The organism is Geomonas edaphica (assembly GCF_004917075.1).
Classification (GTDB): Bacteria; Desulfobacterota; Desulfuromonadia; order Geobacterales; family Geobacteraceae; genus Geomonas; species Geomonas edaphica.
Map to the genome: position 1 here is coordinate 1,012,855 of NZ_SSYB01000001.1, position 25,509 is coordinate 1,038,363.

General features: G+C 52.7%; 17 protein-coding genes and 1 tRNA gene. All 18 read right to left on the minus strand.

The window, feature by feature from the left end; genetic code table 11:
* Positions 1 to 5 precede the first annotated feature (5 nt).
* Positions 6 to 1,919, minus strand: a complete 1,914-nt coding sequence (locus E8K79_RS04380; RefSeq protein WP_136513640.1) for a Piwi domain-containing protein — start codon at positions 1,917 to 1,919, stop codon at positions 6 to 8.
* Positions 1,920 to 1,972: 53 nt separating this feature from the next.
* A complete protein-coding gene (locus E8K79_RS04385; protein WP_136513641.1) occupies positions 1,973 to 2,779 on the minus strand; it encodes a hypothetical protein in 807 nt (268 codons plus the stop codon).
* Positions 2,780 to 2,857: 78 nt separating this feature from the next.
* The gene (locus tag E8K79_RS04390; RefSeq protein WP_162604592.1) at positions 2,858 to 3,709 is read right to left on the minus strand and encodes a phospholipase D-like domain-containing protein; all 852 of its coding nucleotides are present in this window, start codon (positions 3,707 to 3,709) and stop codon (positions 2,858 to 2,860) included.
* The gene (locus E8K79_RS04395) at positions 3,706 to 5,817 is read right to left on the minus strand and encodes a hypothetical protein (RefSeq protein ID WP_136513643.1); all 2,112 of its coding nucleotides are present in this window, start codon (positions 5,815 to 5,817) and stop codon (positions 3,706 to 3,708) included. The genes E8K79_RS04390 and E8K79_RS04395 overlap by 4 nt, the downstream gene beginning before the upstream one ends.
* Before the next feature lie 2 nt (positions 5,818 to 5,819).
* Positions 5,820 to 10,013, minus strand: coding sequence for a DEAD/DEAH box helicase (locus E8K79_RS04400; protein ID WP_162604593.1), 4,194 nt, complete (start codon positions 10,011 to 10,013; stop codon positions 5,820 to 5,822).
* Positions 9,994 to 12,516, minus strand: a complete 2,523-nt coding sequence (locus E8K79_RS04405) for a hypothetical protein (RefSeq protein WP_136513645.1) — start codon at positions 12,514 to 12,516, stop codon at positions 9,994 to 9,996. The genes E8K79_RS04400 and E8K79_RS04405 overlap by 20 nt, the downstream gene beginning before the upstream one ends.
* 110 nt (positions 12,517 to 12,626) lie before the next feature.
* Positions 12,627 to 14,402 (minus strand): HsdM family class I SAM-dependent methyltransferase, encoded by a 1,776-nt coding sequence (locus tag E8K79_RS04410; protein ID WP_136513646.1) that lies wholly within the window; start codon positions 14,400 to 14,402, stop codon positions 12,627 to 12,629.
* Positions 14,403 to 15,936: 1,534 nt separating this feature from the next.
* On the minus strand, positions 15,937 to 17,136 hold the full coding sequence (locus E8K79_RS04420; RefSeq protein WP_136513648.1) for a DUF6538 domain-containing protein: 1,200 nt from the start codon (positions 17,134 to 17,136) through the stop codon (positions 15,937 to 15,939).
* A gap of 118 nt (positions 17,137 to 17,254) precedes the next feature.
* A tRNA-Arg gene (locus E8K79_RS04425) sits at positions 17,255 to 17,331 on the minus strand.
* A 51-nt stretch (positions 17,332 to 17,382) separates the two neighbouring features.
* Positions 17,383 to 17,898: an adenine phosphoribosyltransferase gene (locus tag E8K79_RS04430; RefSeq protein WP_136513649.1), complete on the minus strand. Its 516-nt coding sequence runs from the start codon at positions 17,896 to 17,898 to the stop codon at positions 17,383 to 17,385.
* Positions 17,899 to 17,914: 16 nt separating this feature from the next.
* On the minus strand, positions 17,915 to 18,904 hold the full coding sequence (locus tag E8K79_RS04435) for a sigma-70 family RNA polymerase sigma factor (protein WP_135871568.1): 990 nt from the start codon (positions 18,902 to 18,904) through the stop codon (positions 17,915 to 17,917).
* A gap of 44 nt (positions 18,905 to 18,948) precedes the next feature.
* Positions 18,949 to 19,596 (minus strand): protein-L-isoaspartate(D-aspartate) O-methyltransferase, encoded by a 648-nt coding sequence (locus E8K79_RS04440; RefSeq protein WP_135871566.1) that lies wholly within the window; start codon positions 19,594 to 19,596, stop codon positions 18,949 to 18,951.
* A 59-nt stretch (positions 19,597 to 19,655) separates the two neighbouring features.
* Positions 19,656 to 20,402: a 5'/3'-nucleotidase SurE gene (gene surE / locus E8K79_RS04445; protein WP_135871565.1), complete on the minus strand. Its 747-nt coding sequence runs from the start codon at positions 20,400 to 20,402 to the stop codon at positions 19,656 to 19,658.
* A gap of 311 nt (positions 20,403 to 20,713) precedes the next feature.
* Complete coding sequence (locus tag E8K79_RS04450; protein WP_136513650.1) at positions 20,714 to 21,460, minus strand: RNA methyltransferase; 747 nt, start codon at positions 21,458 to 21,460, stop codon at positions 20,714 to 20,716.
* Positions 21,461 to 21,995: 535 nt separating this feature from the next.
* Positions 21,996 to 22,640: a DedA family protein gene (locus E8K79_RS04455; protein ID WP_136513651.1), complete on the minus strand. Its 645-nt coding sequence runs from the start codon at positions 22,638 to 22,640 to the stop codon at positions 21,996 to 21,998.
* Between the two features lie 328 nt (positions 22,641 to 22,968).
* The gene (locus tag E8K79_RS04460) at positions 22,969 to 23,805 is read right to left on the minus strand and encodes a L,D-transpeptidase (RefSeq protein WP_135871559.1); all 837 of its coding nucleotides are present in this window, start codon (positions 23,803 to 23,805) and stop codon (positions 22,969 to 22,971) included.
* A gap of 82 nt (positions 23,806 to 23,887) precedes the next feature.
* Positions 23,888 to 24,832 carry a methylmalonyl Co-A mutase-associated GTPase MeaB gene (gene meaB / locus E8K79_RS04465; RefSeq protein ID WP_136513652.1) on the minus strand — a complete coding sequence of 315 codons (945 nt, stop codon included), beginning with the start codon at positions 24,830 to 24,832 and terminating at the stop codon, positions 23,888 to 23,890.
* Between the two features lie 253 nt (positions 24,833 to 25,085).
* A complete protein-coding gene (locus E8K79_RS04470) occupies positions 25,086 to 25,490 on the minus strand; it encodes a cobalamin B12-binding domain-containing protein (RefSeq protein ID WP_136513653.1) in 405 nt (134 codons plus the stop codon).
* Positions 25,491 to 25,509: the final 19 nt, after the last annotated feature.

Sequence of the window (25,509 nt, forward strand, 5' to 3'; positions counted from 1 at the left end):
TCCTTCTATAGGAACCACGGCGGCATGTTTTCAATATCTATCTCTGGGAGGCCAAGCTTGTCGAAATGGCCGATATAGTCAGCGATTATCTTGGCGTAATAAACCGATACCGGAGACGTTTTGGCGTTAAATCCGCGCCAGTTGGCTCCCGATAGGTTTATGGCATCTTGCAGATAGCTAATTTCGTCACTGCTGCTTAATTCCTCAGCGCTGAAGTGAATAAACTCAACATTCATTGGTCTGGCAATACGGTGGCGGACGGTTGGGTTGTGGTACTGCAGACCTTCGAACCAGACGAGGTATTGCCGCCGCCCCAGCGGAACGCATGAGCTTTCGAACGGTACTTTGCTGTTATTTTCGAGGGCAAATCCGAAATATTTACTGTGCTCGTTGAATTTTATTACGACGATTTCTTTCCCGCCAACATTCACCAACCCCGCCTTCAGCGCTTCAACCTCCTCAGACCTGAGCTTAAACGGTGTATGTATAACGAACTTATCGTATTTAGCAGCCATGCTGTTGATGACACCCTTGATGTTCTCTGTGAGGCCGTTCAGATAGGTGTCCTGCTGTTCTGACTTCGAAAGGATTTTGATGCTGTCGTACAGGCCACTGGAGTCGGTCAGGACAGAGTAGGCGAAGTACCGCGATATGGTGCCATCGTCCTGTTTTCTGTGGGCCTGACCAATACCAATAATCAGGCATTTTTCATGGCGGGGTTGCAGCTTCCATGGAAGACCACCGAGCTTGCTGAATGCCCCAAGCCCGATATTGGAGATTGACCACTTGAGGCCGTCCCTTGCCCGCATCCTCTGGAGGCTGACGAACTGTGTGGGCAACCCTTTTGACAGGAACTGATGCTTGATACGATAGTAGGCATCATTTTCTTCAGGTGTACACTCCATTCTTGACCATGGGATGAGCAATAGGGGTAACGTAGGCCGGTCACCTGCAATCTCTTTCAATTGGGTAATGGCGGCAGCTATGGTTTCCGGGGAATAATCTGCCAAAGGAAGACCGGTGACGTGCTCCCTCCCCAGAGAGAAGGAGAACATTGCCTCCATGCCGGGAAAGGTGCCAAACTTGTCGCCTTTCAAGGCATGGAACAGTTCGTAGGAGAATGGTTTGTCTTCAGGCCGGTACATGAAACAAATGAGGCTGTTATCGGCCATCCTGATGAGAGGGCCATGTTTCTTGATGCCCTGGAACTGAGAGGTTTCTACCCGGTTGTTGTTGAAAATGTATTTCTTGGCTTCCAGGTGCTTGCTGGTAAGTTCCCCGAACGTGGTTCTCAGGTCGGTTCCCTCCTCAAGCGGGAATAACCTTGGTTTGTAATAGCCTATGAACAGTTGCAATTTTTTATAAATATCGGCGTAGAAGTTGATATTTTCCCTGCCGTCCGGCCCTAGGCTGAGGCTTTTCTGCTGAACAGCCTTGTTGAACGGTTGTCCCTCAGCTTTGTTGAAATGGAAGCCAATCAGGAACCCGAATTTTTGGGAGGCGTTCAGATAATAAGGTTCCAACCATATCACCTCGTTGCCGAGGTCAGATACCGAGATTATGAAGTCTACTCTCTTTTTGAAGCTGTCATTGACCGTGAAATCGGTGCCTTCTCGTAATACCTGCCTGCATTTTCGCACCAGGCTCTCAAACAACTTGTGAAGGGTCAGGATATTGTTGACAGACGAGCTGATGGTCACTGACTCGAACCCCTCAATGACAGTATCAGAAATAAAGTACGGCGCGAACTTAGTGTCCGGATTGTTTAAATTTCCAGGTAAGTTATATCTCTTGACGTTCGGATACGGAGATGGCTGGTCAAGGTCTACCACCTTTTTCAGATAGCAACTCACCTGAAACTGCTGGTTTATGATTTCCAGAAAATTGAGGGCAACTTTATCATTAAGCTCAGCCATCATTAAACCTCGTCTTTATTTGCTTGTCCCTATCATCTGTTTCCCTGGGGGTCAATTTACTTGTTAGTAAAGGTGGTGACTGTGCCAATAGCAGGATAAACAAACGAATTGGCAGGTAATTTGTTTCTTTCAAACATGAGGAATGATTCTTGAATCTCCTTATAGGTCCCTACTATGCCAGCAAGGGTAGGACAAATGATGAACATGGAGACATTTTCCCCTTTATCCCCTCCCGCCACGAGTTCTCCAGAATAGCTCTTCATTACCAAAAAGTTGTTCCCCAAGTTCGGATGAACCAAATCACACAGGAGATTGTACAATGATTGTAGATTCTTAGACTCCTTACACCAGTGTTCAATACATGTCATTACGTTTGTTTGGGAAGGATGTTCTTGTCCCGCCTGATTAGTCAGCTCGGTAAACCTTCCCTCCATAAATGCATCCCAAGAAAATCTATTACCCCTAACCAATTTATCTAATAAATTAATTAAGTTTTTAAGAGTTGCTTCACTGTACCCATCATCGCACTTGGAAGAGAATAGCTCACTGAAACCTTTGTTCCGGGCATAATACCTAAAGGTTGCAGCGTTTTCTATAATGGAACGGCCACACATTGAATAAACAAGGTAATTTTCGTCTAAAAGACTTTGAGCGAGTGCAGCATAAAGTTGTCTGAACTTGTCGATGTACACAGATAATGCAAAATCTATATACGAATTATAAAATTTTATTGTATTAGGATGTTGTTTGAATGAACATCCAGTTTTTGCGTAGCCAGTTAATGCGTCAATTACGTTAGACAGGTCATCGACCAAGACCCAATGAGTGTTAGGAAGAAGTTCTTTTAGTTTATCCATTTGCATTCATGACTCCACATTACCATCTCTGCAAAAATAGCTAAATCATATCTTATATGCAGCGATGTCTACATCCTTTGTTGTCTATGAAACCTTTTTCGAAACGGTAATCATGGAATCGACAAGTCTTTTGATGTCCAACACACTATCACCTTTTACCAGCACCCCTGCTTCTAGTGCAACTGCCAGGGAAGATGCCAGCATATTGGCAGAGCCAATGTAGGCTTGGGTGTCATCCCCTAGAACCAACTTTGCATGAAATGTTTCAAAAGGGATACGTCGCCCTTCATGACGAAGGTTGTAGTCAAGCAATCGCACCTGCAAACGGTCCAGTTCACCTGCAACTTCGGTCAGTGACAACTTGGCCGCGTGATAGTCACGAAGTATCAAGATTCGCTCTACGCGTTTACCGTCAGTCAGCTTGAACATGCCTACTATCCATTCAGCGCCGACCTTGTCAATAAATGGGGTCACAATAACGAGCCGATGATTCGCCTCCCGAGCTATGATGGAAAAAACCGAATCGGTCACACCAAGCCTCACGCAGTAGGGGCCCTGCTCGGGTAATACGTCGCACAGCATGCTTGGTTCTTCAGGCAGGGTCAATACGACTTGGACTTCGTCTTTGTCTTTATGTACACGCTGGTAAATTGCCGCCCCAGTCAATTGTTGAGCAAGAGCCAATAAGTCTTGAGGTTCGACAGTCGCCACCCACCATCCTGGTCCAGTTTCGTCAATCATCCCGACGGCTGCCATTGAGTTCAGAATATGCGGAATACGCACAGCTTCATGCATGCCCAAATCTGCGGACCGTTCAATAAACTGGGCAGACACTGCGTTATGTCCGGATTTTGCCAATACCCGGACTACATTCCCCGCAGAGGCAGGATAAGGCCATATCAGTTCGAAGAATTTTTCTATGGTGCCTTCTTTCATGCCGTCGTAAATGTGAAATAACCGACCAAGTCCTCTCTTTGAAGGGACCATCGGGGGGCAGGGCCATTTTTCAAAGCACTACGAGACAATAGCTGGTTCCCTGCTATGCAAGTAGTCTCTGGTAGCATGATACAGCCGGGACAAGCTCCCCCTCGATGGTCACAAAGAGAGCCCGAACTACACTGCAGCTTATTCGCAGACAACAGCTGTTCCAACACGGTCACGTTGAAGTTACGCCACATGGACGATAGATTGCCTAGGTCCGGAGTCATCCCGCTTCTGTAAACGATAAATGCCAAATCAGCAGGAAACAGATATTCACCAAACGAACCCTGCTCCAGTCCCGAGAATTCTGAAATGGTGACGATAAACTGGTGGGCCATCGTGTGGAGTAGCATATACGTCATGTTGCAGATTGTCCTTGCGACATCGGCCTCCTGACTCTTGTAGTCGTCCAGATATGGACCAAAATCGAAATATTGTTCGATGTAACTTGCCCCGAACTTCCTCCCGTTGGCTAGGTGTAGTCCCGGCAACTGGTTCGCTCCTAGCCACGTTAAGACCATTGCCTCATCGAGCTGGACGTAAAAGGCCTCGTTCTTCTGGTGCAAGACGTATAACGGTCGCTGCCCTCTCGCGACCGGTTCGAACGAACGTAGACAGACCGGCATTTGCAAGCCTTTCTGTTCGGTGGTTGGAGTTGGCGAAACCCTTGTGTATCCGTATGAGTACTGGACTAGGTCAAGTTCCCGAAGCATTAGGAATTTGCTAACGCCAAGCTGCCCCAACACCGTCCTCAATCTCTCCTGGTACACCTCCTTTACCTCTTGCTTGGATGTACCTTCAGGAGCGACATCTGGAGGAGGGTTCAATAAGTCGAAAATCTGTTTGCGTATGCCCCCGGCAGTTTGAAGTTTCTTTTCCTGAAGGCGCGAATGCTCAATTCCAAGGCGGATAGGGTCGAATCTGCGAGTATAGTCTTGTCGTTCCCGCACCCTGGCTGACAGCTCATCGGGAATAGCAACCCCTCGTTCTAACCATCCTTTTTGCCTCCAATCCTCAACCATTTTGTCAAGCTGTTCCTGGAAATGTGATGCCACGTCCGCTGGAGCAGCGGCTTTCATGGTCTTCATTCCTGCATAAACCACATAAGCCCCGCCCTGGCCGGCATTCTCCAGGGCGGCCTTCATCTCATCGTCGGATGCTGGCCGCTGTGGATAGTTGTAAATGGTCATGAGTTCGCCAGCCAAATCGTCTTGCTTGTCCGGACGCAATAGTTCAAAAATGGCGGCATCAGGATACGGAATAAATCTGTCGGTCTGCACATAGTAAAGCGACGATGCCCGGTATGAAACTGGCAGCATCAGCATTTCTTTCGGCTGGTGCACCGTCCCCTGCCGGATTTTCTCCTCCAGCAACTCCTTTGTCTTCGGGTCACGTCGGGTCAGTTCCTGCGTGGATGGACATCCTTCCTTGCTACACTTAAAATGCCAGTCTGAAAAGACACCGGTATTTGATTTAATAAGATAAAATTCATTATTGCCGCATTGACAAGGCCGTTCTGGGAACAAAGGCTCATAGTTCCCGCTCCAGTGGGCAAAAACTACGTCTAGCTGAACCCATCGATGCTTCCCGCCAGTTTTCTTACAATCAGTGCGGTTCTTCTGCTCCTCATTACTTCTCGCATAAACGTCTACGTCAGAATATTTATGCAAGAGGCCACAATCAGCACAAACAAAGTTCAAGGGGTCCGGATAGTAGCCAATCTGCGTTGGCTCCAATAGGATAAACTGGCTCATATCGAAGGCGGGCTCTTCACGAAAATCGAGAAAAGCTGCACGGTCGAGAACCTGCCTCGGATAAACTGGAGGACCTGAAGCATCACGGGTTCTCATCCCGGCTTGAAACCAGTTCGAGATAATCTCTCGCATCTGCTCTTCAATCTGCTGGGCAACGACGGTAACAATATTGGAGTTATAAGCATTAGTGAGTATTGGGACGGAAAGAAAACACCCCTTCCCCCCCTCAAAGGTGAACAAGGACCCCGGAGCATAGCTCAATGCTAATTGAACTTTAGAACGACTTATGATTGGTCCTTTTTCAGACATAGCTATGCGTCTCCTTCATTGTCCATTTCAGAAAACACTGCGGTTTGCTTCCTTACATCCCTCGTCGCAATCAGTATCGCGCTGTCTATTGCTGGTCTTTTCAAGATACCTTTCTGTGCTCGCTCGGGAAGATACTTGCCCGCCATGATTACCCCTGCTTCATCGATATCTCGTAACGAGGTCATCGGCCTTCTTGCAACACGAGACCCAGGCCAGAACTTGTCAAGGGCAGTCAGGGTATCGGAACGTTCATCAAATTCGGTTGCCAGACCGTTAATCTCGGTACGAATCAAACCGTTATAATGCTCTCGGTGGTTCGGCTGTCCAATACAGCCATGCCCCCTGCCGGTGACGCCTACGGCCTTTACGGCGAAGTCTCCAGCAGCAGTTAAGAACTGTGCAAACGTCATGTCCCTGATGAGCTTTTTCACCTCATGAGTGTTATCAATAGGGGAAACAGCTGTCTTGTCTGCTGCCTTGACAAAAATCCTCTGTTCTTCACACCCAACCAGCCACGTTTGGAAAAAGCTCGGAATTACCCTCTTGAGCGCATTGTCAGCCCACCTTTCTATCGCAGCCGGAGCAATCATTCGCTCAAGGAAGCGATGGAAGATATCGTGTACCTCGACTATATACCGGTCGCGCCGCCGCTGGGGGACCGGTATAAGGAGGCTAAATCCGACGTGGGTCCTACCCACCCTCGATGACGCCTGAATATATTCAGCTATGTCTGTAGGGGTACCGGCAAAGAACATGGCGTTAAACTTGTCAACGTCAACCCCATGGGAGATAGCAGATGTAGCGACGATGTTCCGGAGGGAATCGTGCAACTTATCAGGGGTGACCGAATCACTAGCAACCCGCATGATATTTTGAATGGTCTTGACATCTACTCCGCCAGAAATAAGTTCAGTTTTAATATTGGCTGGAGGTAAGCCTGCAGCAATATGAAGTTTTGGTGCTTCTCCAGACAGAGCGTCTATAACCTGGTCGCCGCCTTTTTTGTTTGTAACGTAGGTGAGTGATATTCGAAACAAGTCGACCAGACTTAACAACGCCTCCGCATCAACTGCCAGCGCGTCAAGAACGGCTTCGTGGTACACCCTTACTGGAGAGTCGGAGAGAGCTGCCTTAAGAAGCTCGACCGCCGCTGGCGCATCATCTTGGACAAGCCGCCATAATTTCGAAATCATCGTGTGGTAAGCGCTCAGGACATTTACCGTGGTGACGGTGTGCAGTCTGCCATTGGTCATTATTGAGGCATATACCCTCGCCCATGGTGCATGAAATTCCGAAACCTGTTCCCTCTGGTCTGAAGGTGCAACCTCAACCGTATGCTGACGGTGGGGGTTCGGAGCCTCTTGGGGGTGCGCATAAAAGCTTTCGTAAAGAGAAGTGCCGGGATATGGGAACTGCAGGTGCTGCCGTTGATATAGTGCTTCGATTTGACGTTTTGGAGTAGAAATGGTCGCCGTAGCAGCAATCACTTTCGGCATCCTCGGTTTACCGTTTTCCCCTTTCACGACCCTGGAGCCAAGTAAAGGTGAAAGGCCAATTAGCAGTTGCTCGAAGGCTGTTTCAAAAAGACCGGCGAAGGTACCGAGGCTTTCTTCGAGGAGGTGCGCCTCGTCCTGAATCATCAGCGACGGAAACGGGTCAGAAAATAACTCATCTCCATCTTCAAAAGCCGGGGCAACACGAGTCAGCTCCGGATTTTCGAGAGCGGCTTGGAGGTCCCTACGACTTCGTGGACTACTGAGCCTGCCAGTGGAATCAACGAATCGGGCTAGGCCCAACATACCAACTATTTTATTGATGGTGGAATCGTGTTGGCCAATCAGGGCAAGCTTGTCGATGGTTCCAAGAACTATGGCAGGGGCATGAGCGTAGATATCTTGGTCGGTAAGCAGAAACGGCAGTGGCGTAATGCTACCATTCATCCGGTTCCAATTGCAGTCATCCTGAGCGCATATTATGCCGACCCTGTTATCCCGGTCAGGATAGTATCTCAACTCGGTAGGCCCTCTATTGCAGTATGGGCAAATCGGGACTTTATTGAATGCGTCGTTGGCAAGGTCGTAAGAAACTCTATCAGATGTTCCTTCGGCAGGCATTTTTTCGCCAATTTTGAGAATTCCTTTGATATCCTCCGGGGTATTTCTGTTTGGTGTATTTGCTTTCCCCACCCAGAATCCGATTTCGAAAGGGGCACCTTTTATTTTTTCTTCGTATTTTATTTTCTCCGCATATGCAAGCAGTCCAAAAAGCCGTTGAGCCTGCTGCAGGGTCAAGAGACGCAAGGGATACCGGATAAGTGAGGTAATCCCACGGTGTTTCCCACGTAAACGGTCGAAAAACAGGTTGAAAATAAGGAGCCCGTAAAAAGCCTCAGATTTACCGCCGCCAGTGGAGAAATAAAGAAGCGAAGCCATTTCCTCATCCAGCGTGTGGTCCTGCCAAGCTCGAAATTCCTCCATTCTTGAGGCTATCGTCGGAATATGCGCAATTATAAAGGCTTCCTGAAAAAGACGCCAACCTTCAACCCCCTTGTCCACCCCTGCAGTGAACATGGTCTTGTTCAATAGCACCCAAGACCTGTAGGGGATTGCTTTTCTGCAAGATGGGTCCTGTCTGAACGCCACCTGAGATTCCTTCAGCAGGTCTATCCCCCGACGGACCAAAGAACATTCCCTCTCGAAGGCTTCCAGAGCGGTTTTATATTCTTCAGTTTCCTCATGACGCTTGCGCACGTCGGTTTCGTATTGTGCCGGATTCACTTTCTTTTGCTGGAGAATCCACTCTGCGTATTCATCTGTGATGCGACACAATTCGTCGATATTCGTTGAAACGTCGCATAGTTCTTGGTATTTCCACGGAATCCCCAAAATCGCCCTCGGGGTGATTCGGGGGAGAATGTATCTCGGGAGCCAAGTTGTCCTCAGCAAGACGTTCTCAGTGTTTCCCGCCCCCACCTCAACACCGCAATTAATGCCCAAGGCCGGATAGGTCATAAAGTTTCGGAAGCGGAATGATGGTTGAATCCTCGCCAATTTCAAGCGTTTGTGAACCGCAACAGGAACGGCCACAACCACCTGCACTTGGTGAACCGCTGCATCGTGGCACAGGTACCTATTTCGGGCTGGCGCATTATTTTGGTTTTCAAATGACACCCTGACGTTGAGAACCGAGGAGTCAGAGAAGTCAGGAGTCCGGTCAAGGACCAAACGCAGCTTGTCCAAGGGAGGCAACAAAGCCGAAATATCTGGTGCGGTCTGCCTCACTAAAACCAGTAACGCATCCCAGGCAGCTTGGTTTCCGATTTGGGATGGCGCTATCATCTGTTCTCTGTATGCCCACTCTAGGCCCTCCTGAGAGGCGAGCCACACCCTCACCTTCTGAGCGATATTAGTCCAAAGCCGCAACTCGAAATCCCGCAATAGACTGTCAATTTCCGCCGCTGGTGCTGCGAGTGGTAAAGTTACCTGCTCAGATACGACGGAAAATCTACGCCATTTTTGAGGGATGTCTGTAGGCTGGGCAAGACCATCAGGCAGGACGACATCAGTGCCAGCTGTTATCACAGCAGGCCGGCTCGATTCTTCCTCCTCAGGAGCAGTCTTGTCTTGTTCTCCAGCGGCTTCGTCATCTTGGTCCAATTCAGAGATGCCGTCCTGACCGTTTATGATAATGCCCCGCTGGCGGTATATCTCCTCACTGGCAACAACTCGAAGAAGCGCTTTTTTGCGGCGTTGGTCCTCTGGCTTGCCCTGCTCCTCCGCGAGAAGGGCATCAGTACGATTCCTGATTGCATCGCGTATCTCCCTTTGCACTGTCGAACGGAGCTGGAAGGTGGGCTTTAGCTGGTATTTTTCAATTTCTTCCCAAGTGGGTAGGACCCTGATGTAGACGGCGAAAGAAACCTCCACCCCCATATCACCGGATGCTGGATTGCTGACCTGTAAATCCATGCCTAAATTGCTGATATGAATGTCACTGGTTTCGTCGTCTGTACCGCTCTCACTCATCGCTGGCAGCAGGAAACCTGACACGAACTTCCTGCTAGGCTTTGTTCCATATACAATTTCGCCATCAGCGCCCTGCCCAGAAACAAATCTGTACGTCAGATTCAATAGGCTGTCGGTTAGCGCTTCCTTTGCCTCAACGAAATCTTTGCCCTTAATGTTCCGTATTTCCATTTTCATGCTCCCTGATAATGTAAGCTACGGTAAATACATTTCTGCAGGCGATATCTATCAGATTCAGCAGGTCTGTTTCGTCCCCATGGAAAAACTGCTTAACTGATGCCGGGTCCAGGAGGAGCTTGTAGAAAACCCTGTTCCTGTCAAGACCCGCACGGATGCGAACCTTTCGTGTGCTTTGTATGGCGGCAGCCCAATACCAATCAATCTCACCGTCAGACACCCCAAGTGCTTTCATAAAGAGCTTGAAAACCTTCCTAATTTTAGGCGCATTCGGTTTTACGAGGTCTCGGGGCATTTCAAGCAGTCCCTCAACATTAATCCACCTGACAATATTGCCGACATTTTCACCTTCTCCGATATCGGCCCCGCGCGCATCGCATTGCATCCGGCGCTGAATGGCTTCAGCCTTCTCCCGCATACTGCCTCGGATTCCGCGCACTTTCTCAACGACTCTAGCGTGGTATGCCTTCAGCGTTTCAGAAGCCATAGCGGTGATGTTGATTTTGTCCGAAGCAGCATCTAGAAATTCAGAAGTTATGACAAAAAATCTGTCGCCACTTTTAAGTTGCGAAACCTGCACCTTGGAAAAAGGCTGGAGGTCATTCTCTTCCTGGTAGAGCAGAATTTCAGACCCCTCATAGGCGGAAACTTGGGCACTGTCATCGGTTACGATTATCACAGGATGCCCCTGAAACTGGCCATGTTCAATCTCGCGTAGGTTGTAGATGAAGGCATTGGCAATCATCTTCACTTCATCTAACTCACCTAGCAATGAGATTCGGCTTCCTGCAGCTCTTTCTAAAGCTTCACGCATTGCAAGTAGTCGTGGTTTGATTACCCCCAGTCCGGGAACCTTCTCAAGAATGCCTACGTAATGAATGAGAGACAAGACGGTCCCGGCATCACAGAGAAAGGTGATGTCAGGAGGCATCACCGTCTGCGCAATCAATGGCGATAGGTATTTTTGCCGAGGCAAAACAAAATAGACCTTCTTAGTTTCCGTCAAGAGGGTCGTTGATAAATCAAGCGCTTGTCTGGCATCAAACAGAACCAGTTTGGCGTCGCCATTGCCATTCCCGTTAGTTATGTGTTTTAACCGGTTAGCTATCATCCACTCCGCAAAAGCCTTCACTGGCTTACTTGGAAAAACCACAGCATGGCTAATCTCAGGGTGTGATAAGAGCTTTTGATAAACCACTTCGAGCCGTGACTGAAGGGGGGTTGATTTTTTCAAACCATCAATAATGGTACGAGTGTTTTTTAGAAAGGTCTCCGCTTCAAACCTTTCTGCGCCAGCCTCAGCCATTTCCACGAGCTCTTTGGTTTTTGTCCACTCTTCGACGGGTTTAATTGCTACCGTTTTGACGTCACGGCCAGATTGGTCGCAATACTCTTCGAGGAAGTTCATATAATCGTCAAAACCACCAGGCAGATTTACGGCATTTCGTACAGTCTGGTTCAGGGCATCAATTTGGTCCGCAAGTTCCTCAGAACCTAAGTCTTTGACTTTGTTTCTGAGTTCTTGGCCAGCGGTAAAGACATCCGCCATTTCCTCAGCAAAGGGAGCCACCATGACCGAGGGAATGGGACTGCCATCGGCCACTTTCTCTTTGTCGTCAAAGATACTTTGCACTACATTAAGGAAAGAATACTGGGATACATGCCGTTTCTGCCGACGCTGTTCCTCATAGTCGGCAAGTGTTTTGAGGTGGAGTCTGTTGAAAATAGTGGGGTCTTCAGTGAGAGCCAAGAGAGGTGGGGTCCCGCGTTCATGCCCCGAGAAAGCCTTTGTCAGAGCAGAAAGGAGTTCCGCAAGCTGCTTTTGCCAATCTTTTCCGATGCGGCTATATGGGTTGTATAGGTCCAAGAGCACCACATCGGGCCTGCGTGCGGAAAACAAATCTCCTCGTGTTAGGTCCCGCTTTCTGTAGCTACTTGGAATCCCCAGCATGAAAAAAATGGCAGATTCAATTTGCAGCAGTGGCCCATCCGTGAGGGAAGCACTGATATACCTTTGGGCTCGCTTGAGGAACCCCTGATTGGCTAGGGGGAGATGTTTAACAAATCCGGGCTGGAACGTCGCTTGGGGGGTTATCTCGTATAATGTGGGGTGGGTAAGTTCTGGGTGTCTCGGAAGAATAGAGTGGTGGCCCCCTCCAAAGGTTTGCTTGATGTGCGCTTCGGGGTTTAAATCCTTCACCCGATTCAGGGCCATATGAAATTCGAAATTCAGGTCTTTCTTCGAATCAAAACAGCCGTTCAAGCATCTTAAATTGCCCTCAACAAACTCCTTTCGGTCTACAAGGATTCGCTTCTGCGCAATATCGGTGTTTTGTTTCCATGGCCAAAAGTAAGAGCAAAATGAAAAGACCTCACGTGTATCAGGAGCGTTAGTTTCAGCTGCTATTTGGATTAATTGAGACAGCGCATGAAGTACCGCAACATTTTCGACTCGAGAAGGCCAGGTAAGAACAGCAGTAGATTCATCTGTTTCCATGCAGAGACAAAATAGCTCTAAGAGGCCCCTAGCAACATCGTTCAAATGAACAATGGAGTTGGGGTCGGAGACGTGTCTGAACGGGAAATCGATGGGCAACTCGTAGCAGGTCATTTTTTTGTCATTGCAGTCCTGCGGTAGGATTCTTCTATGAAATCATCCATTTCATTGGTGTCGATATTGCCGCTCAACCACTCTCTGACAAGGGAGGGTGATGGCAATGGCAAATCTTTAAGTAGCTTTACCGAAATACTCACTGTGCCTGATATCTGACGATATCTGTTGTCAACGGGCTTACTATTGAGGAGCCGACACATCGCCTCATACCCGAGGCTTTGTTCGACTCCTGGAAGTGGATAAACAACAATCGTGTGGTTCTCACTTATAAAGGACCTGAACTCGTCAAGCATGCTTTGAGGTATGTACCCAGCTATGAGCCTCCTGGCCTGCCGCCGATTGGTAGTCCTTTGCAGAATGACCGCCGGGCTGTTGATGAGCGATTGGCTGGGCTCATCAAACCTCACTAAAGACATCAGGTGTGCTTGACCATGAAGTCTGTGGGTTGAGAGCCTGCACGGCTGATTCGGCTTGACACAGTGAGCCCATACAAGTGGGTATTCATTGCTGTCAGGGCTATCGCCTTCTCTGCATCGTTCCTTTTGTCGGTTCCACACGAAATAACCAGCTCTGGCTCCATACCCGTAGTCTGCAAGTCTTGCGAATGAATCCGAGAAAAAACCCTGGGTTAATAGATTGGGAGAGGACTCACATGGTAGAACCCATGCGCGGTCCGAGGGGGTGGATGGAACGTCGATAGTCCCCAATTCCTGATATGTACCATCATTATTCAGATACCTGCAGCTAGGAATACTTTTGGGGTCCTTTCCGTCCTTTTTTCGCAAAAAAAGAACGCAGGCGTCCTGGAGAACGTCCACGAAAAGGCCATCTCTTTCATCAATCAAATCAATTGCCAAAACATCGGCATCCTCAAGAATTGATTTTCGGAGGTTCGCAAACGAAGGACCCGCGAAAAAACTGGTGGGGATAACGAGGGCTATAAAACCGCCCTTCTTTGCCCAGTCGATAGACAGCCGTATGAAGAGGGCGTATTTGTTGACTTGTCTGTCCGTCAAAGAGTCAGCAAATTTCTCTAAGATATCGGCGTCAGGGTTCAGTATCTTTCCATAAGGAGGGTTGCTTACGACCACATCGTATTGGCTATCTTGCCCAACTACTCTCAAAGAATCTTCATTCAGAATCACTCCTGACATATCCTTTTTAAAAGTAGGAAGTTGCAAGGAAATGTAATCATTGAGAATGATACCTGACAATTTAGCAAGGCTGTTATCGATTTCGACGCCAGAGAGATGGGTCAAAAGATGAATACCAATTTCGGCATCAGCCTTCCCTTGGGCTCTCAAATCTTCTATCAATGCGGCAGACAGAGGCGTTAAGAAAGCGGCCCCACCGGAGGCGGGGTCGATGATTCGAGAGGAAGCGAGTTCGCAGCCAAGTTGTTTAGCCCTGGTTATGGTGTACTTGGCAATGAGAGGTGGGGTAAAATATGCAGCTAGCTCCCTCTTGGTAGCTCTGGGAATCAGACTGGTAAAGATATTCCCTAACCAGTAATATCTTTCTTCAACGTTCAAAGGCTCCATGAACGCTGGCATTGGCTGTTCGCCGGTAAGAATGCGTGCACAGATGTCTACAGGTGCAACCTGCTGAGCAATCTCTTCCTTGACACCTTCTATGTACTCCTTGACCGCATTTGGTGAAGGCCTCGAGTTTTTCATTTCCGCTTGTTGATGCGGTTCCCATGTGGCATTGGCGATAGTCGAAGTAACGAACTGGGTGCAGATGTTACGGTCAGTGACAAATTTCTTCACCTGCGCCCTCCTTCATAGAATCCCATAATCACAACATTTTAAGCCGCCAACCTACAAAATTAAAAGATTTTTGTCAAGTCTAGAGGAGACTATCAAAAAAAGGAATCACTGAATCATTTCCTGTGAGATTTGTTGACGCGACCCAATCGACCTCCTTTCATTTACTCTTTGTTCGGCCTTTAAAGTCTTATCGAAGTGCTCCAACAGGACTCTAGCAACCCTGCATGGCCTTTTGATAGGTCGTGGCAATGTATCAATTATTGTAACGTGGTAGCGGAGCTCGCAATAACATACTTCTCTAAGCGGCCGCAACAGAGTCCAAATTTGAGCGAGCAAGTAAATAAATACTTCGTATTACTGAACAGGGATAAGTCAATTGTTGTGGTGACTGATACAGCCTCATCGCAATTCGACCCCTTATATCCCAACAACTTATGCTATCTTGATGGTCGTTGAGCACATACAGGAGGGTGAGACATGGAGTCTGAGCAATTAAGACAGCAAGCCAAGGATGGGGATGTGCTCCTGGTGGAGGGTTGACAATGCCGGTCACGCGGCGAGGCTCGGCCAGGCACTCGATGCAGCGGCGATGACGTACGCAACGCAGTAGGCTGACAGAGCCATCGCGTCCCTTCAGAGTCCGGTTTCTGACTCCACACCGGCACAAGTCGAAGGGATGACCATCATCAACAACGCAGGCACAGGGGGCTAACCTTCACGATTTACTTGACAAGTCATACCAAAACGTGCTAATTTTCCGCTGCTTTCGATGGGAAATCTCACTTGTTCTAATGGACAAGTGGGATTTTCTTTTGGGAGGTGTGGATATGGTTGTGTTCCTTGTGCTGTTGTCCATCGGGTCGTGCGTGTTGACGTTCGCCTGCATGATTTGGCCGTCGCTGAATGATGCATTACTAGTGTTCGGCATCGACCACCTTGGCGCGTGGGCATTCCTCGCGCAGCTCTGTTCTATAATGCTCGTTGTCGCTTATTCCGGGTCATTTGGGGTTCCGGTTAACATAACAAACGACCACGAGCCCCGCACCGTGGTGCACGTCCACACCCGCCAGCGTCGCAGCCGCCGCCAGAAGCGTCAGGACGCAGAGCCCCCGCAGCCGCCCGCTCCATACTCCTAATCCCTCCCCGTCCTGTGGTTGGCCTCGGCTATTCTATTGCCGGGGCCTTCCGTCGCCGGGGCCGCACATCTCAAGCAGCATCATCTCCCGTGCCGACTTGCAAGGCCGGATGTAATGCGGAACAGCTGTGACTATCAGAGTTACAGCATCCTCGGCCCGCCTATTGAAGGCTTCCATCTCTTCAACGCTAGGGTTTTTGGACTCTGCGTATTGCTCGGCTAGCTCGAATATGATTTCGTCCCTTGTCATTTCGACATAGACAGGATTGCAGTGCTGGAGCGTCGCGTAGACTCTAGGTATTCTTCCTATGGCCGCACCTCCTTGTAACTATCATCGAAAAACATAAATAAAGCATACCGTAAATTACCAAAAAAAGATAATAAAAATAGGCGTTTAAACTATACAGAACGACCTATTTTCACCTTGTTCCAGTCCACAGGATACACCAACTTCTCGATGTCCTCTTTCAGGGCTAGAACCTCGGTTAGGCTGGTATAGGTCTTATCTGTCTCCGTGTCGGTCCTCCTCTCGTGTCCTACGATGTCAGCTCTGTGCGTTGCAGTCACCCCGGCGTCATTCAGCCTGGTGCTCAACGTGCTGCGCCAAGAATGAAACACTTTGCACGGGTCCAAAATCTTCTTCCGAAGCTCCCGCATGTACCATTTATAGTCGTACTCTCCGTTAGCTCGATGGCGCGGCACATCGAACAACTTTGCCCCGTCCGGCAGCGAGTCAACATATTCCAGTAGCCCTAGCTCTAACAACTGGCTATGGATAGGGACCGGCCTCGCGCTCGCCCCGGTTTTGTGATTGTCCATCATCACACACCGCACCCCTCCCCTATCGACGAAATCCTCTTTGACCAGGTCGCAAATGTCCCCGGACCTTGCCCCGGTGAAGCAGCCAATCAAAGGAAGCCAGTACATGTAGGAGCGCCACCGTTTGCCGCCTGGGTGCTGCAGCATCTCTTCTAAAATCCATCTGACTTCATCATCGGTATATGGCTTGTAGCTATTGCTGTTTATCTCGGCCTTGGGCACCTCATATTTCACTTCTACGCATGGGTTGTTTTGGATGATGCCAGCCGCGACAGAGTAGCGCAGAATCGATGAGAGTCTTTGAAGGTATTTGTTAACGGTGCGGGGAGCGCAACCGGTGGCGCTGATGTGCTCGCGGATTTTGATGACAAGAGAGCGGTCGATAAGCCTCACGACCTTGTCACCTATGGCCCCTTCAAACATCTGGTAGGCCCGCCAGTATTCCTGACGTCCTTTCGCATCCCAGCCGCCGCCCTTGCTTTGCTCGTACTCCTCTGCCATAGACCTAAGAGTCGGTTCGCCCTTGCTCTGGCCGCTGTACTCCACCGCAGACGCGACCAAGGCCCGCGACTCGCTCCATGTGAGCTTCAAAAGGCGGATGTCAGCAAACGCCTTATCTATGCGGTCGTCAATCTGTCCGGCGATGCGGTCGGCCACTCGCTTGCTGTTAGTCCGCAATGAAATACGAATTTGGGGGGTGTGGTAGCAAAATAGAAGGTCTTGCGGGATGCGCCGACGATAGCTGTATTTTTTGCCGCGCTGAATGAGGTACGGAGACATAAAAAAACCCCTTGAAATGCATCGATGTGTCCAGTAAGTGACACAGTGACATTATTTCAAGGGGTTTTGATTTTAAAACGCCAGCTTTTCTGCACACTTAGCTAGCGTTTTTTGCGTATGGCGTCCCCGAGACGATTCGAACGTCCGACCCCTTCCTTAGGAGGGAAGTGCTCTATCCGGCTGAGCTACGGGGACAAGTCAGACGGACTTTATACAACAGCACCATCTGTTTTGCAAGATGTTTTGTTAAAACTTGAGCAGCGAGAAGACCTTGTCTTCGGGCAGTTTCTTCCGCCCTTCGAGGAACTCAAGCTCGGCCATGAAGCAGCATTCGACGAGCTCTACGTCCATGCTGGTGATCATGTCGACGACGGCGGCCATGGTACCACCGGTGGCCAAAAGATCGTCGGCGATCAGCACGCGGTCACCCTTGTTGAAGGCGTCGGTGTGGATCTCGAGGGTGTCGGTGCCGTACTCGAGGTCGTAGGTCTTCTTGACGGTGGTGGAGGGAAGCTTACCGGGCTTTCTAACGAGCACGATGCCGGCACCCAGCTTGTACGCGAGGGCCGCGCCGATGATGAAGCCGCGAGCCTCAACTCCGACTACCTTGTCGATCTTCTGCCCGACGTAACGGTGCGACATGAGGTCTACCATGCGCTGAAACGACTTGGCGTCTCCTAAAAGCGTGGTGATGTCCTTGAAGAGGATCCCCTTCTTGGGGAAGTCCGGGATGTTCCTGATGATGCTTTTAAGATCTTCCATGTCCAACGGCCGCTCCTTATTTTCCATTAGTAGCACTGCGCCCCATTATGTCGGTGGCTTCCACAATTTTTCTGAGTTTCTCGAGGGACTTCGCCTCGATTTGGCGGATCCTCTCGCGGGTCACGCCGAAGCTGCGCCCGATGGTGTCTAGTGTCTGCGGGTCCTTGTCGTCGAGGCCGAAACGAAGGGTCAGGATCTTCTTCTCGGCGTCGGAAAGGGTCTCGAACCACTGGGATACCAGCTCGTACTTGTTCAGGTCCTCAAGCAGCACCGCGGGGGAGATGGTCGAGGTGTCCTCGATGGTGTCGATGAGGAAGTAGTCGTTGTTCTCCCCCATGGGACGCTCGATCGAGTAGGTCTTTTTCAGAAGCACCATGAGACGGCGCACGTAGGTGACGTTCACCTCTAGGGCGTCGGCGACTTCCTTCACCGAGGGCTCGCGGTTCATCTTCTGCACCAGCTCGCGGGTCACCCTGAGCATCTTGTTGATGTCGTCGGAGACGTGCACGGGGAGGCGGATGGTGCGGGACTGGTTCACTAGGGCACGCTCGATGGACTGCCTGATCCACCAGGTGGCGTAGGTGGAGAAGCGGCACTCCTTGGAGAGCTTGAAGCGCTCCACCGCCTTGATGAGACCCATGTTCCCCTCTTCGATCAGGTCGAGGAAGGGAAGCCCGCGGTTTATGTAGCGCTTGGCGATCTTCACCACGAGGCGAAGGTTGGAGACGATCATCCGGTCGCGGGCGGCCTTGTCTCCAAGATCGATGCGCGCCGCCAGTTCCTTCTCCTCGTCGGCGGTGAGCAGCTTGGTCTTCTGGATCTCGCGCAGGTAGAGCTTGATGGCGTCATCGAAATGTTCCACCTCGACGGCCTTGATCTCCTCTTCTTCTACCTCGGCCTCTTCGTCCGCCTCTTCCTCGACCCGTTCAAGTTCTACCGCGTCGGGGTCCTGCTCGCCGTCAAGAAAGAGAGGTTCCTTCTCCTCCAACAGTTCGTCGTTTTCCATGCAAGACTCCTTTGGCAAGGGTTAGGTGTATGTACAGGTCCTGCCTACGCTTCGTCGCTCCAGCCGTTTTTCCCGATCAGTCTCACGAATCTGCAGTCGTCTGCCTCTTCACGGGTCACGCTACCGTCTATCCCTTTTCTTACTACCAACAGTTTCTGATCAACGCGGTCGCCGACCGGAATCACCAGGCGTCCGCCCGGTGCGAGCTGCTCGATGAGGCACTCAGGAAGAAACGGTGCGCCGGCGGTGACGAGGATGGCGTCGAACGGTGCTTCCTCGGGCCACCCTTCGGTGCCGTCGCCGATCTTCAGGTTTACGTTCAAAAGCCTCAGGCTGTCGAGGGCCTTGCGGGCCTTCAGCGCCAGGGGCCGGATCCTTTCCACGGTGCAAACGCGATCGGCGAGGGTCGCCAGCACGGCGGCCTGGTAGCCGGACCCGGTGCCTAGTTCAAGCACCTTCTCGCGCCCGGTGAGCGCCAAAAGCTCGGTCATGCGCGCCACGATGTAGGGCTGCGATATGGTCTGTTTCTCTCCGATCGGGAGTGACCCGTCGCTGTAGGCCTGGGCCGACATCGCCTCTTCGACGAAGATGTGCCTCGGCAACTCGAGCATGACGTTGATCACTCGCTGGTCGGTTATGCCGCGTTTCACCAGCTCTGCGACCATCCTCTTGCGTGCTACAGCTGAATTCATTCCACCCCCGATCTTTAGCAACGGGGAAATATAGCAAATGGCGTGCTAAAAGTCCAGCATCACGGCAATTCCCACGCCTCCAGCTGGCCAATTGCAGCGTGGTTGGTGAAGTCGATCTGCAGCGGTGAGACGGAAATGTGCCCGCGAGAAACGGCGTGATAATCGGTGCCGGGTACGTCCTGGAAACTGAGATCAACGGTGCCGATCCAGTAGTAGTTCCTGCCGCGCGGATCGACCTTGTCCACGATGGTCCCTTCGTAGCTCCGTCTACCCTGGCGGGTGACCAGCGCGGGGAGGAGCGCTTCGGCGGGGACATCGGGGACGTTGACGTTCAGGTAGGTGTCGCGCGGCAGGCCGCGTTCGGCTACGGACTGGGCGAGGCGGGCGGCGAAGGAGGCTGCTGCGTCGTAGTTGTCGCCCGCGCCGCGCGTAACGAGGGACACCGCGATGGCGGGGATCCCCATGAGGGTGGCTTCCAGTGCGGCGGCCACGGTGCCGGAATAGGTGACATCGTCGCCTATGTTGGCGCCGCGGTTGATGCCGGAGATGACGAGGTCGGGCCTGAAGGAGAGGAGGTTGTGGATGCCCAGGTTGACGCAGTCGGTCGGCGTCCCCTCCACCGAGAAGATGTTGTCGGCGATGCGGGCGGCCCTTAAGGGATGGTGCAGCGTGAGCGCGTGCGAGACGGCGCTTTGTTCACGGTCCGGGGCGACGACGACCACCTCGGCTACCTCGCCCATCCTCCTGGCAAGTGCGGCGAGCCCGGGGGCGTGGACGCCGTCGTCGTTGGTAAGCAACACTTTCACGGTGGTTCCCTCTCTGGTCGTTATCCCCGGCACGATGCACACCTATCTTGCATCGGCCGTGTGGGGGGAAACTTTAATTCGCTCTAACCAACAGCAATCATCTTGAGGATGGCGCAAGGCAAATCCCCCCTGCCCCCCCCTTCGCAAAGGGGGGGACGCCGGGGCTCGTGCAGCGCTTCGTGGGTACCTGCACTTCGCGTTCACCGAATTCCCGTTAGCCTACACGAGCTAGGGAAGAGGACAGGCTGATCGAGCCGCTGCGCTCCCCCTCCCTGTCCCTCCCCCTCCGGGGGCGGGGACGCAACGAAGGCTTAGTCAGCGTTTCCCTTCTTTCCCTTGAACTCGGCGCAGGCCCAGTCGATCTGGGAAAGAAGACCGCGCAGCGAAGCGACCTCGCGCTCGTCGAGTTCGGCGCGGGAGAAGATGCGCCGCATGGTGCGCATCATGTGGTCCGGGTTCTGCGGGTTCAAGTAACCGATCCTCAGGAAGGTCTTTTCCATGTGGCCGTACATCGGCTCGAGCGACGCGGAACCGGCAAGTTCACGGGCTTCCTTTACCGGGACAGGTGCCGCTACACCTTTCAGGAACTCGTAGCAGAAGATGAGCACGGCCTGGGAGAGGTTCAGGGAACCGAACTCGTCCGCGGTCTCGATGGTGGACTGCCAGCGGCAAAGTGCCACCTCGTCGGTGGTGAGCCCGCTGTCCTCGCGTCCGAAGACGAGGGCCAGGCGGCTTGTCGGGGCGCAGGCGGCGAACTTCTCTACGATCTCGGGCGGCGTGCTGATCTCGCTGCGGTACTTGCCGTGGCGCCGCGTCGTGGCGACGGAGTACTCGCAGTCGGCGATGGCATCCTCGAGGGAGGTGAAAATGCGGGCGCGCTCCAGCAGATTACGCGCGGAGACGGCGAACTTGATCGCGTCCAGGTGGTCTACCTGGCAGGGGTTCACCAGGCGCAGATCGGCCAGACCCATGTTTTTCATGGCACGGCAGACCATGCCTATGTTGCCGGGACTCTGGGTCCCTACCAGGACGACGGAAACTCTTTGCTTCAAATCCATGCGGTACCTTTGTTCATTGTGCGGAATGGCGTCCGGTTGGGGCGCGGCGGGCATTAGACCATAAAAGGGAGGTGATTGACAATTGGCAATTGAGGATTGGCGACGGTGGGCATGGGTGGGGCTTGAGGCAACTCCCCTCTGTCCCCCCTTCGCCAAGGGGGGGACGTTAGGGTTCGGGCAGTGCTGCGTGGACCCCGCGCAGGTGTAACCTATGTCTCCGCACGTGTGTAACCCATGTCTCCGAACAGGTGTCACCTAAGTCTCCGAACGCATCCCTAATCTACCACCAATTGAAAGGTGGACCGCTGGGGCTCGGGTGGGACTGAGCAAGGGCTTGGGACATGTGAGGCGGGGACGGCTAGAGGCAAATCCCCCCTGTCCCCCCTTCGCCAAGGCTACGGGGGGCAGGCTCCCCCTTCGCAAAAGGGGGGGACGCAATGGCAGCAGCGTTCTTCAACGCAACACTATCTCTTAAGCTAATGTCGCAGCAAGCTTCCCCAAAAGAGGTGAGTCTTGAGGTTTCCGTCCCTATGGGTCAGGCGCGTGGGGGGTGGGGGGTGGGCCTGGGGTGTCGGGGGCGGGACTTGATGCGGTTCAGGCGGGCTCGCGCGTGCCGCTTGCGCCAACGGTGCACGACGAAATGACTGGACCAGAAACAGGCGATGACACCGGCTAATACGAGCATCAGGTACGGCTCGTAACTCTCCAGATCTTCTATGAAGAGGGATGCAGTCTTACCAAAGAGATAGCCGGCAAGCGAGAAGATGACGGACCAGGTAAGAGCGGAGAGCAGGTTTAGAAACAGAAAGCGACGCGAGGGAAAGGTGGTCATGCCCAGGATGATCGGGAGGATGATGCGGAAACCGTAGGTGTAACGGGAGACGAACGCAACGAAGGTGCCGTAACGCTCGATGAGCCGCAGGGCTTTACGGAACTTTCGGGCGATGGTGGTGAAAAGCCGGAGGAGTTGCGCCCCTTTCCGGCGCCCTATCTGGAAGTAGAACTGGTCGCCAAGGAAAGAGCCGACCAGGGCGGAGAGGATGACCAGGTATATGTCGAGGTATCCCTGGAAGGCGAGAAAGCCCGCGAAGATGAGGACGGCTTCTCCTTCAAGGAAGGTGCCTAGAAAGAGCACCCAGTAACCGTGAACCTGCAGGTATTCCTTGAACAGTTCCTGCACGGCAGCTCCAGTTATGACAGTGGGGGATCGGCTGATTCAGTGACCGGGACACTGGAGAGTATACCGCATTCTCTGTCGTCCTTTGGATGTTGGGGGAGTGTGGGACGGGAAATCCCCACTGAACGCTCGGGCTCGTGCGTGCTTCGTGGGAATGGTTTAGGACGGGCTGGCGTTTCGGGTGAGGAATAATTTCTGGGCGGGAGGATGTTGGACTAAGACAGAGCTGCAAATCCCCCCTGTCCCCCCTTCGCAAAGGGGGGAACGCTAGGGCTCGTGGGGGCTTCGTGGGCGAACACCCTCACGGTGCTCAGGGTTGTCTAAAGAAGGGCTACTTGCGGTAGACGGGGTTTTGGCCTCTGACTTCGACTACGGGGGCGTCTTCTAGTTCTTCGAGATTGCCGGTGTCGTCTTCATAGTCGTTCTCGCCGACGGCCCAGGCGTAGAATTTTTCGGAATCGAGAAGCACCGGCTTGGCCGGAATGCCGTAGACGCGATTCTGCATCGCCTCGTCATAGAGACCTACGCATCCGTGAGAGGCGGGCTTGCCGGGTAGATCGCGGGCGTGGATCCAGTAGGCGGCGTTGTCGGGACCGATGTGGAAACGCATCGCGTTGTCCATCGGATATTGACCGGTTTCGTCCTCAGTTTTGTACAGGGAGGAGGTGTGGGTGCGATGCCGCGCATCGATGCGGAAGATGCCAACGGGGGTTTCATGCCCGGGCGCGCCGGTGGCGGCTGGGGCGGAGAAACGAAGCTTGCCGTTCTCGTAGGCGCCCATCCACTGCTCGGTCATGTCGATGAGGATGTATTTCCCGTAGCGTTTCGCCTCGGGGTACTCGGCGGGCATCGGGGTGTAACTGCGCGCGGCGGCCATATCAACGGGAACCTTGATTGTCATCCCCGGATAGACGTGACGCCGGTCGATGCGGTTAAAGCGCGCCACGACGGGCCAGTCCTCGCCGAAGAGGGACTCCAGGGTCTCGCTGGGCTGTATGAAATGCCCGCGCCAGGCGACCTTGGCGAGGCTCGGGTACTCCACGCGGGTCAGGTCTTCCTTGGCTGGATCTTGGGGGTTCGCTCCGGGTAAGGAGATAGCGGAGGGGTTATATACAACGATGGAAAAAAGGACTGCCAGTACGACGAACGCCAGAAGCTTACGTAACATTCTTGCCTACTCCCAACCGGAAAACGACTAATGGGGCCTTAGGCCCCATTTCTGTGTTAATTAACACTTTTGCCGTGGCCGGTCAAGTAAAAGCGCTTCCCGCCATGACTTTCTGCACCGCGCTGTAGGGATCGGTACTCCTGTCGCGCAGCCCGGTGAGGATCTCCTGGTAGGTGCCATTCGCACTGATGGCGCTCATGACGCTATCGAAGAGTTCGTCCCTCAGTGTATCGGCGAACACCTTGGCGTTTCGCTCCTCGATCAGGCGCTGCAGGGCACCAGACTCTTTCAGGTAGGTGCGGTGCGCGTCGAACTCCTCGACTAGTTCCTCGATGCCGACGCCCCTGCTCCCCTCGGTTTTCATGACACGGGGAAACCAGCCGTCGTCGTCTGGGTGTTTCATCTCGAGCATGGTGGTGAGTTCGCGTGCGGTACGCTCGGCGCCGTCGCGGTCGGCCTTGTTCACGACGAAGACGTCGCCGATCTCGAGGATGCCCGCCTTGATCGCCTGGATATCATCGCCAAGGCCTGGGACCATGACGACGACCGTGGTGTGCGCTGTGCTGACAATATCGACTTCGTCCTGTCCGACGCCGACGGTCTCGATGACGATGACGTCCATCCCCATGGCGTCCATGACGTTCGCAACATCCATGGTGGAGCGTGAGAGGCCACCCAAGGCGCCGCGCGTGGCGAGGCTGCGGATGAAGACGCCTGCGTCGTCGGCGTGGCGGTTCATGCGGATGCGGTCACCGAGGATGGCGCCTCCCGAGAAGGGGCTGGTCGGGTCGATGGCGACTACGCCTACCAGGAGGTCACGTTTCCGGTAGGCCGCGACGATCTGGTCGACGAGGGTCGACTTCCCCGCCCCCGGAGGACCGGTGATGCCTATGATGTAGGCGTTGCCGGTATGGGGGTAGAGGGTTTTCAGCTCCTCGACGGCGCTTTTGAAGCGGTCGTCGATGTCGCGCATCAGACGCGCGGCGGCACGGATGTCGCCGTCGAGCACACGTTCGGCTAAGGACATAAGGACTCCAAAAAACGTTCAACGTTCAGCGTTCAACGTTCGATTTGCTTGGCCGGCTGGGGCCGACGCTTTTCTGGCTTACCATTAAGACAGCGAGTAGACGTTCGACATTCAATGTTAGTTGGGCGTCAAAACCTCACCCAAAGAGTGCACCAAGTGATACGCCGCGGGCTGCCTGTTTGGCAATCACGCGGCGCATGGTGGTTTCGGTTTGTAACGTTGAACGTTGAACGTTGAACGGCCGTTCAGGCCGTTAAGCGTGGGGCGTTATGTTGTCGCGCACCCAGCCTACGATGGTCTCGGTGGAGGTGCCGGGGGTGAAGACTTCGGCGATGCCGGCTTTCTTGAGGCCGGGGATGTCATCCTCGGGAATGACGCCGCCTGCCATGAGCACGATGTCGGCAGCTCCCTTCTCAACGAGGATCTCTTTCACCGCGGGAAGCAGGGTGTTGTGTGCGCCGGAAAGGATGGAAAGAGCGACGCAGTCAACGTCTTCCTGGATGGCGGCGGAGACGATCTGCTCCGGGGTCTGGTGCAGACCGGTGTAGATTACCTCGAAACCGGCATCACGGAAGGCACGGGCGATGATCTTTGCCCCCCTGTCGTGCCCGTCCAGACCGGGCTTTCCTACCAACACGCGAACTCTTCTTTCTGCCATGGCAAACCTCCGCTATCAA

What these genes read in the sequence shown, in the direction of transcription:
- E8K79_RS04380 (WP_136513640.1), bottom strand. Translation starts at nt 1,919, where the DNA reads ATGATGGCTGAGCTTAATGATAAAGTTGCCCTCAATTTTCTGGAAATC.
- E8K79_RS04385 (WP_136513641.1), bottom strand. Translation starts at nt 2,779, where the DNA reads ATGCAAATGGATAAACTAAAAGAACTTCTTCCTAACACTCATTGGGTC.
- E8K79_RS04390 (WP_162604592.1), bottom strand. Translation starts at nt 3,709, where the DNA reads ATGAAAGAAGGCACCATAGAAAAATTCTTCGAACTGATATGGCCTTAT.
- E8K79_RS04395 (WP_136513643.1), bottom strand. Translation starts at nt 5,817, where the DNA reads ATGTCTGAAAAAGGACCAATCATAAGTCGTTCTAAAGTTCAATTAGCA.
- E8K79_RS04400 (WP_162604593.1), bottom strand. Translation starts at nt 10,013, where the DNA reads ATGGAAATACGGAACATTAAGGGCAAAGATTTCGTTGAGGCAAAGGAA.
- E8K79_RS04405 (WP_136513645.1), bottom strand. Translation starts at nt 12,516, where the DNA reads ATGGAAACAGATGAATCTACTGCTGTTCTTACCTGGCCTTCTCGAGTC.
- E8K79_RS04420 (WP_136513648.1), bottom strand. Translation starts at nt 17,136, where the DNA reads ATGTCTCCGTACCTCATTCAGCGCGGCAAAAAATACAGCTATCGTCGG.
- E8K79_RS04430 (WP_136513649.1), bottom strand. Translation starts at nt 17,898, where the DNA reads ATGGAAGATCTTAAAAGCATCATCAGGAACATCCCGGACTTCCCCAAG.
- E8K79_RS04435 (WP_135871568.1), bottom strand. Translation starts at nt 18,904, where the DNA reads ATGGAAAACGACGAACTGTTGGAGGAGAAGGAACCTCTCTTTCTTGAC.
- E8K79_RS04440 (WP_135871566.1), bottom strand. Translation starts at nt 19,596, where the DNA reads ATGAATTCAGCTGTAGCACGCAAGAGGATGGTCGCAGAGCTGGTGAAA.
- E8K79_RS04450 (WP_136513650.1), bottom strand. Translation starts at nt 21,460, where the DNA reads ATGGATTTGAAGCAAAGAGTTTCCGTCGTCCTGGTAGGGACCCAGAGT.
- E8K79_RS04460 (WP_135871559.1), bottom strand. Translation starts at nt 23,805, where the DNA reads ATGTTACGTAAGCTTCTGGCGTTCGTCGTACTGGCAGTCCTTTTTTCC.
- meaB (WP_136513652.1), bottom strand. Translation starts at nt 24,832, where the DNA reads ATGTCCTTAGCCGAACGTGTGCTCGACGGCGACATCCGTGCCGCCGCG.
- E8K79_RS04470 (WP_136513653.1), bottom strand. Translation starts at nt 25,490, where the DNA reads ATGGCAGAAAGAAGAGTTCGCGTGTTGGTAGGAAAGCCCGGTCTGGAC.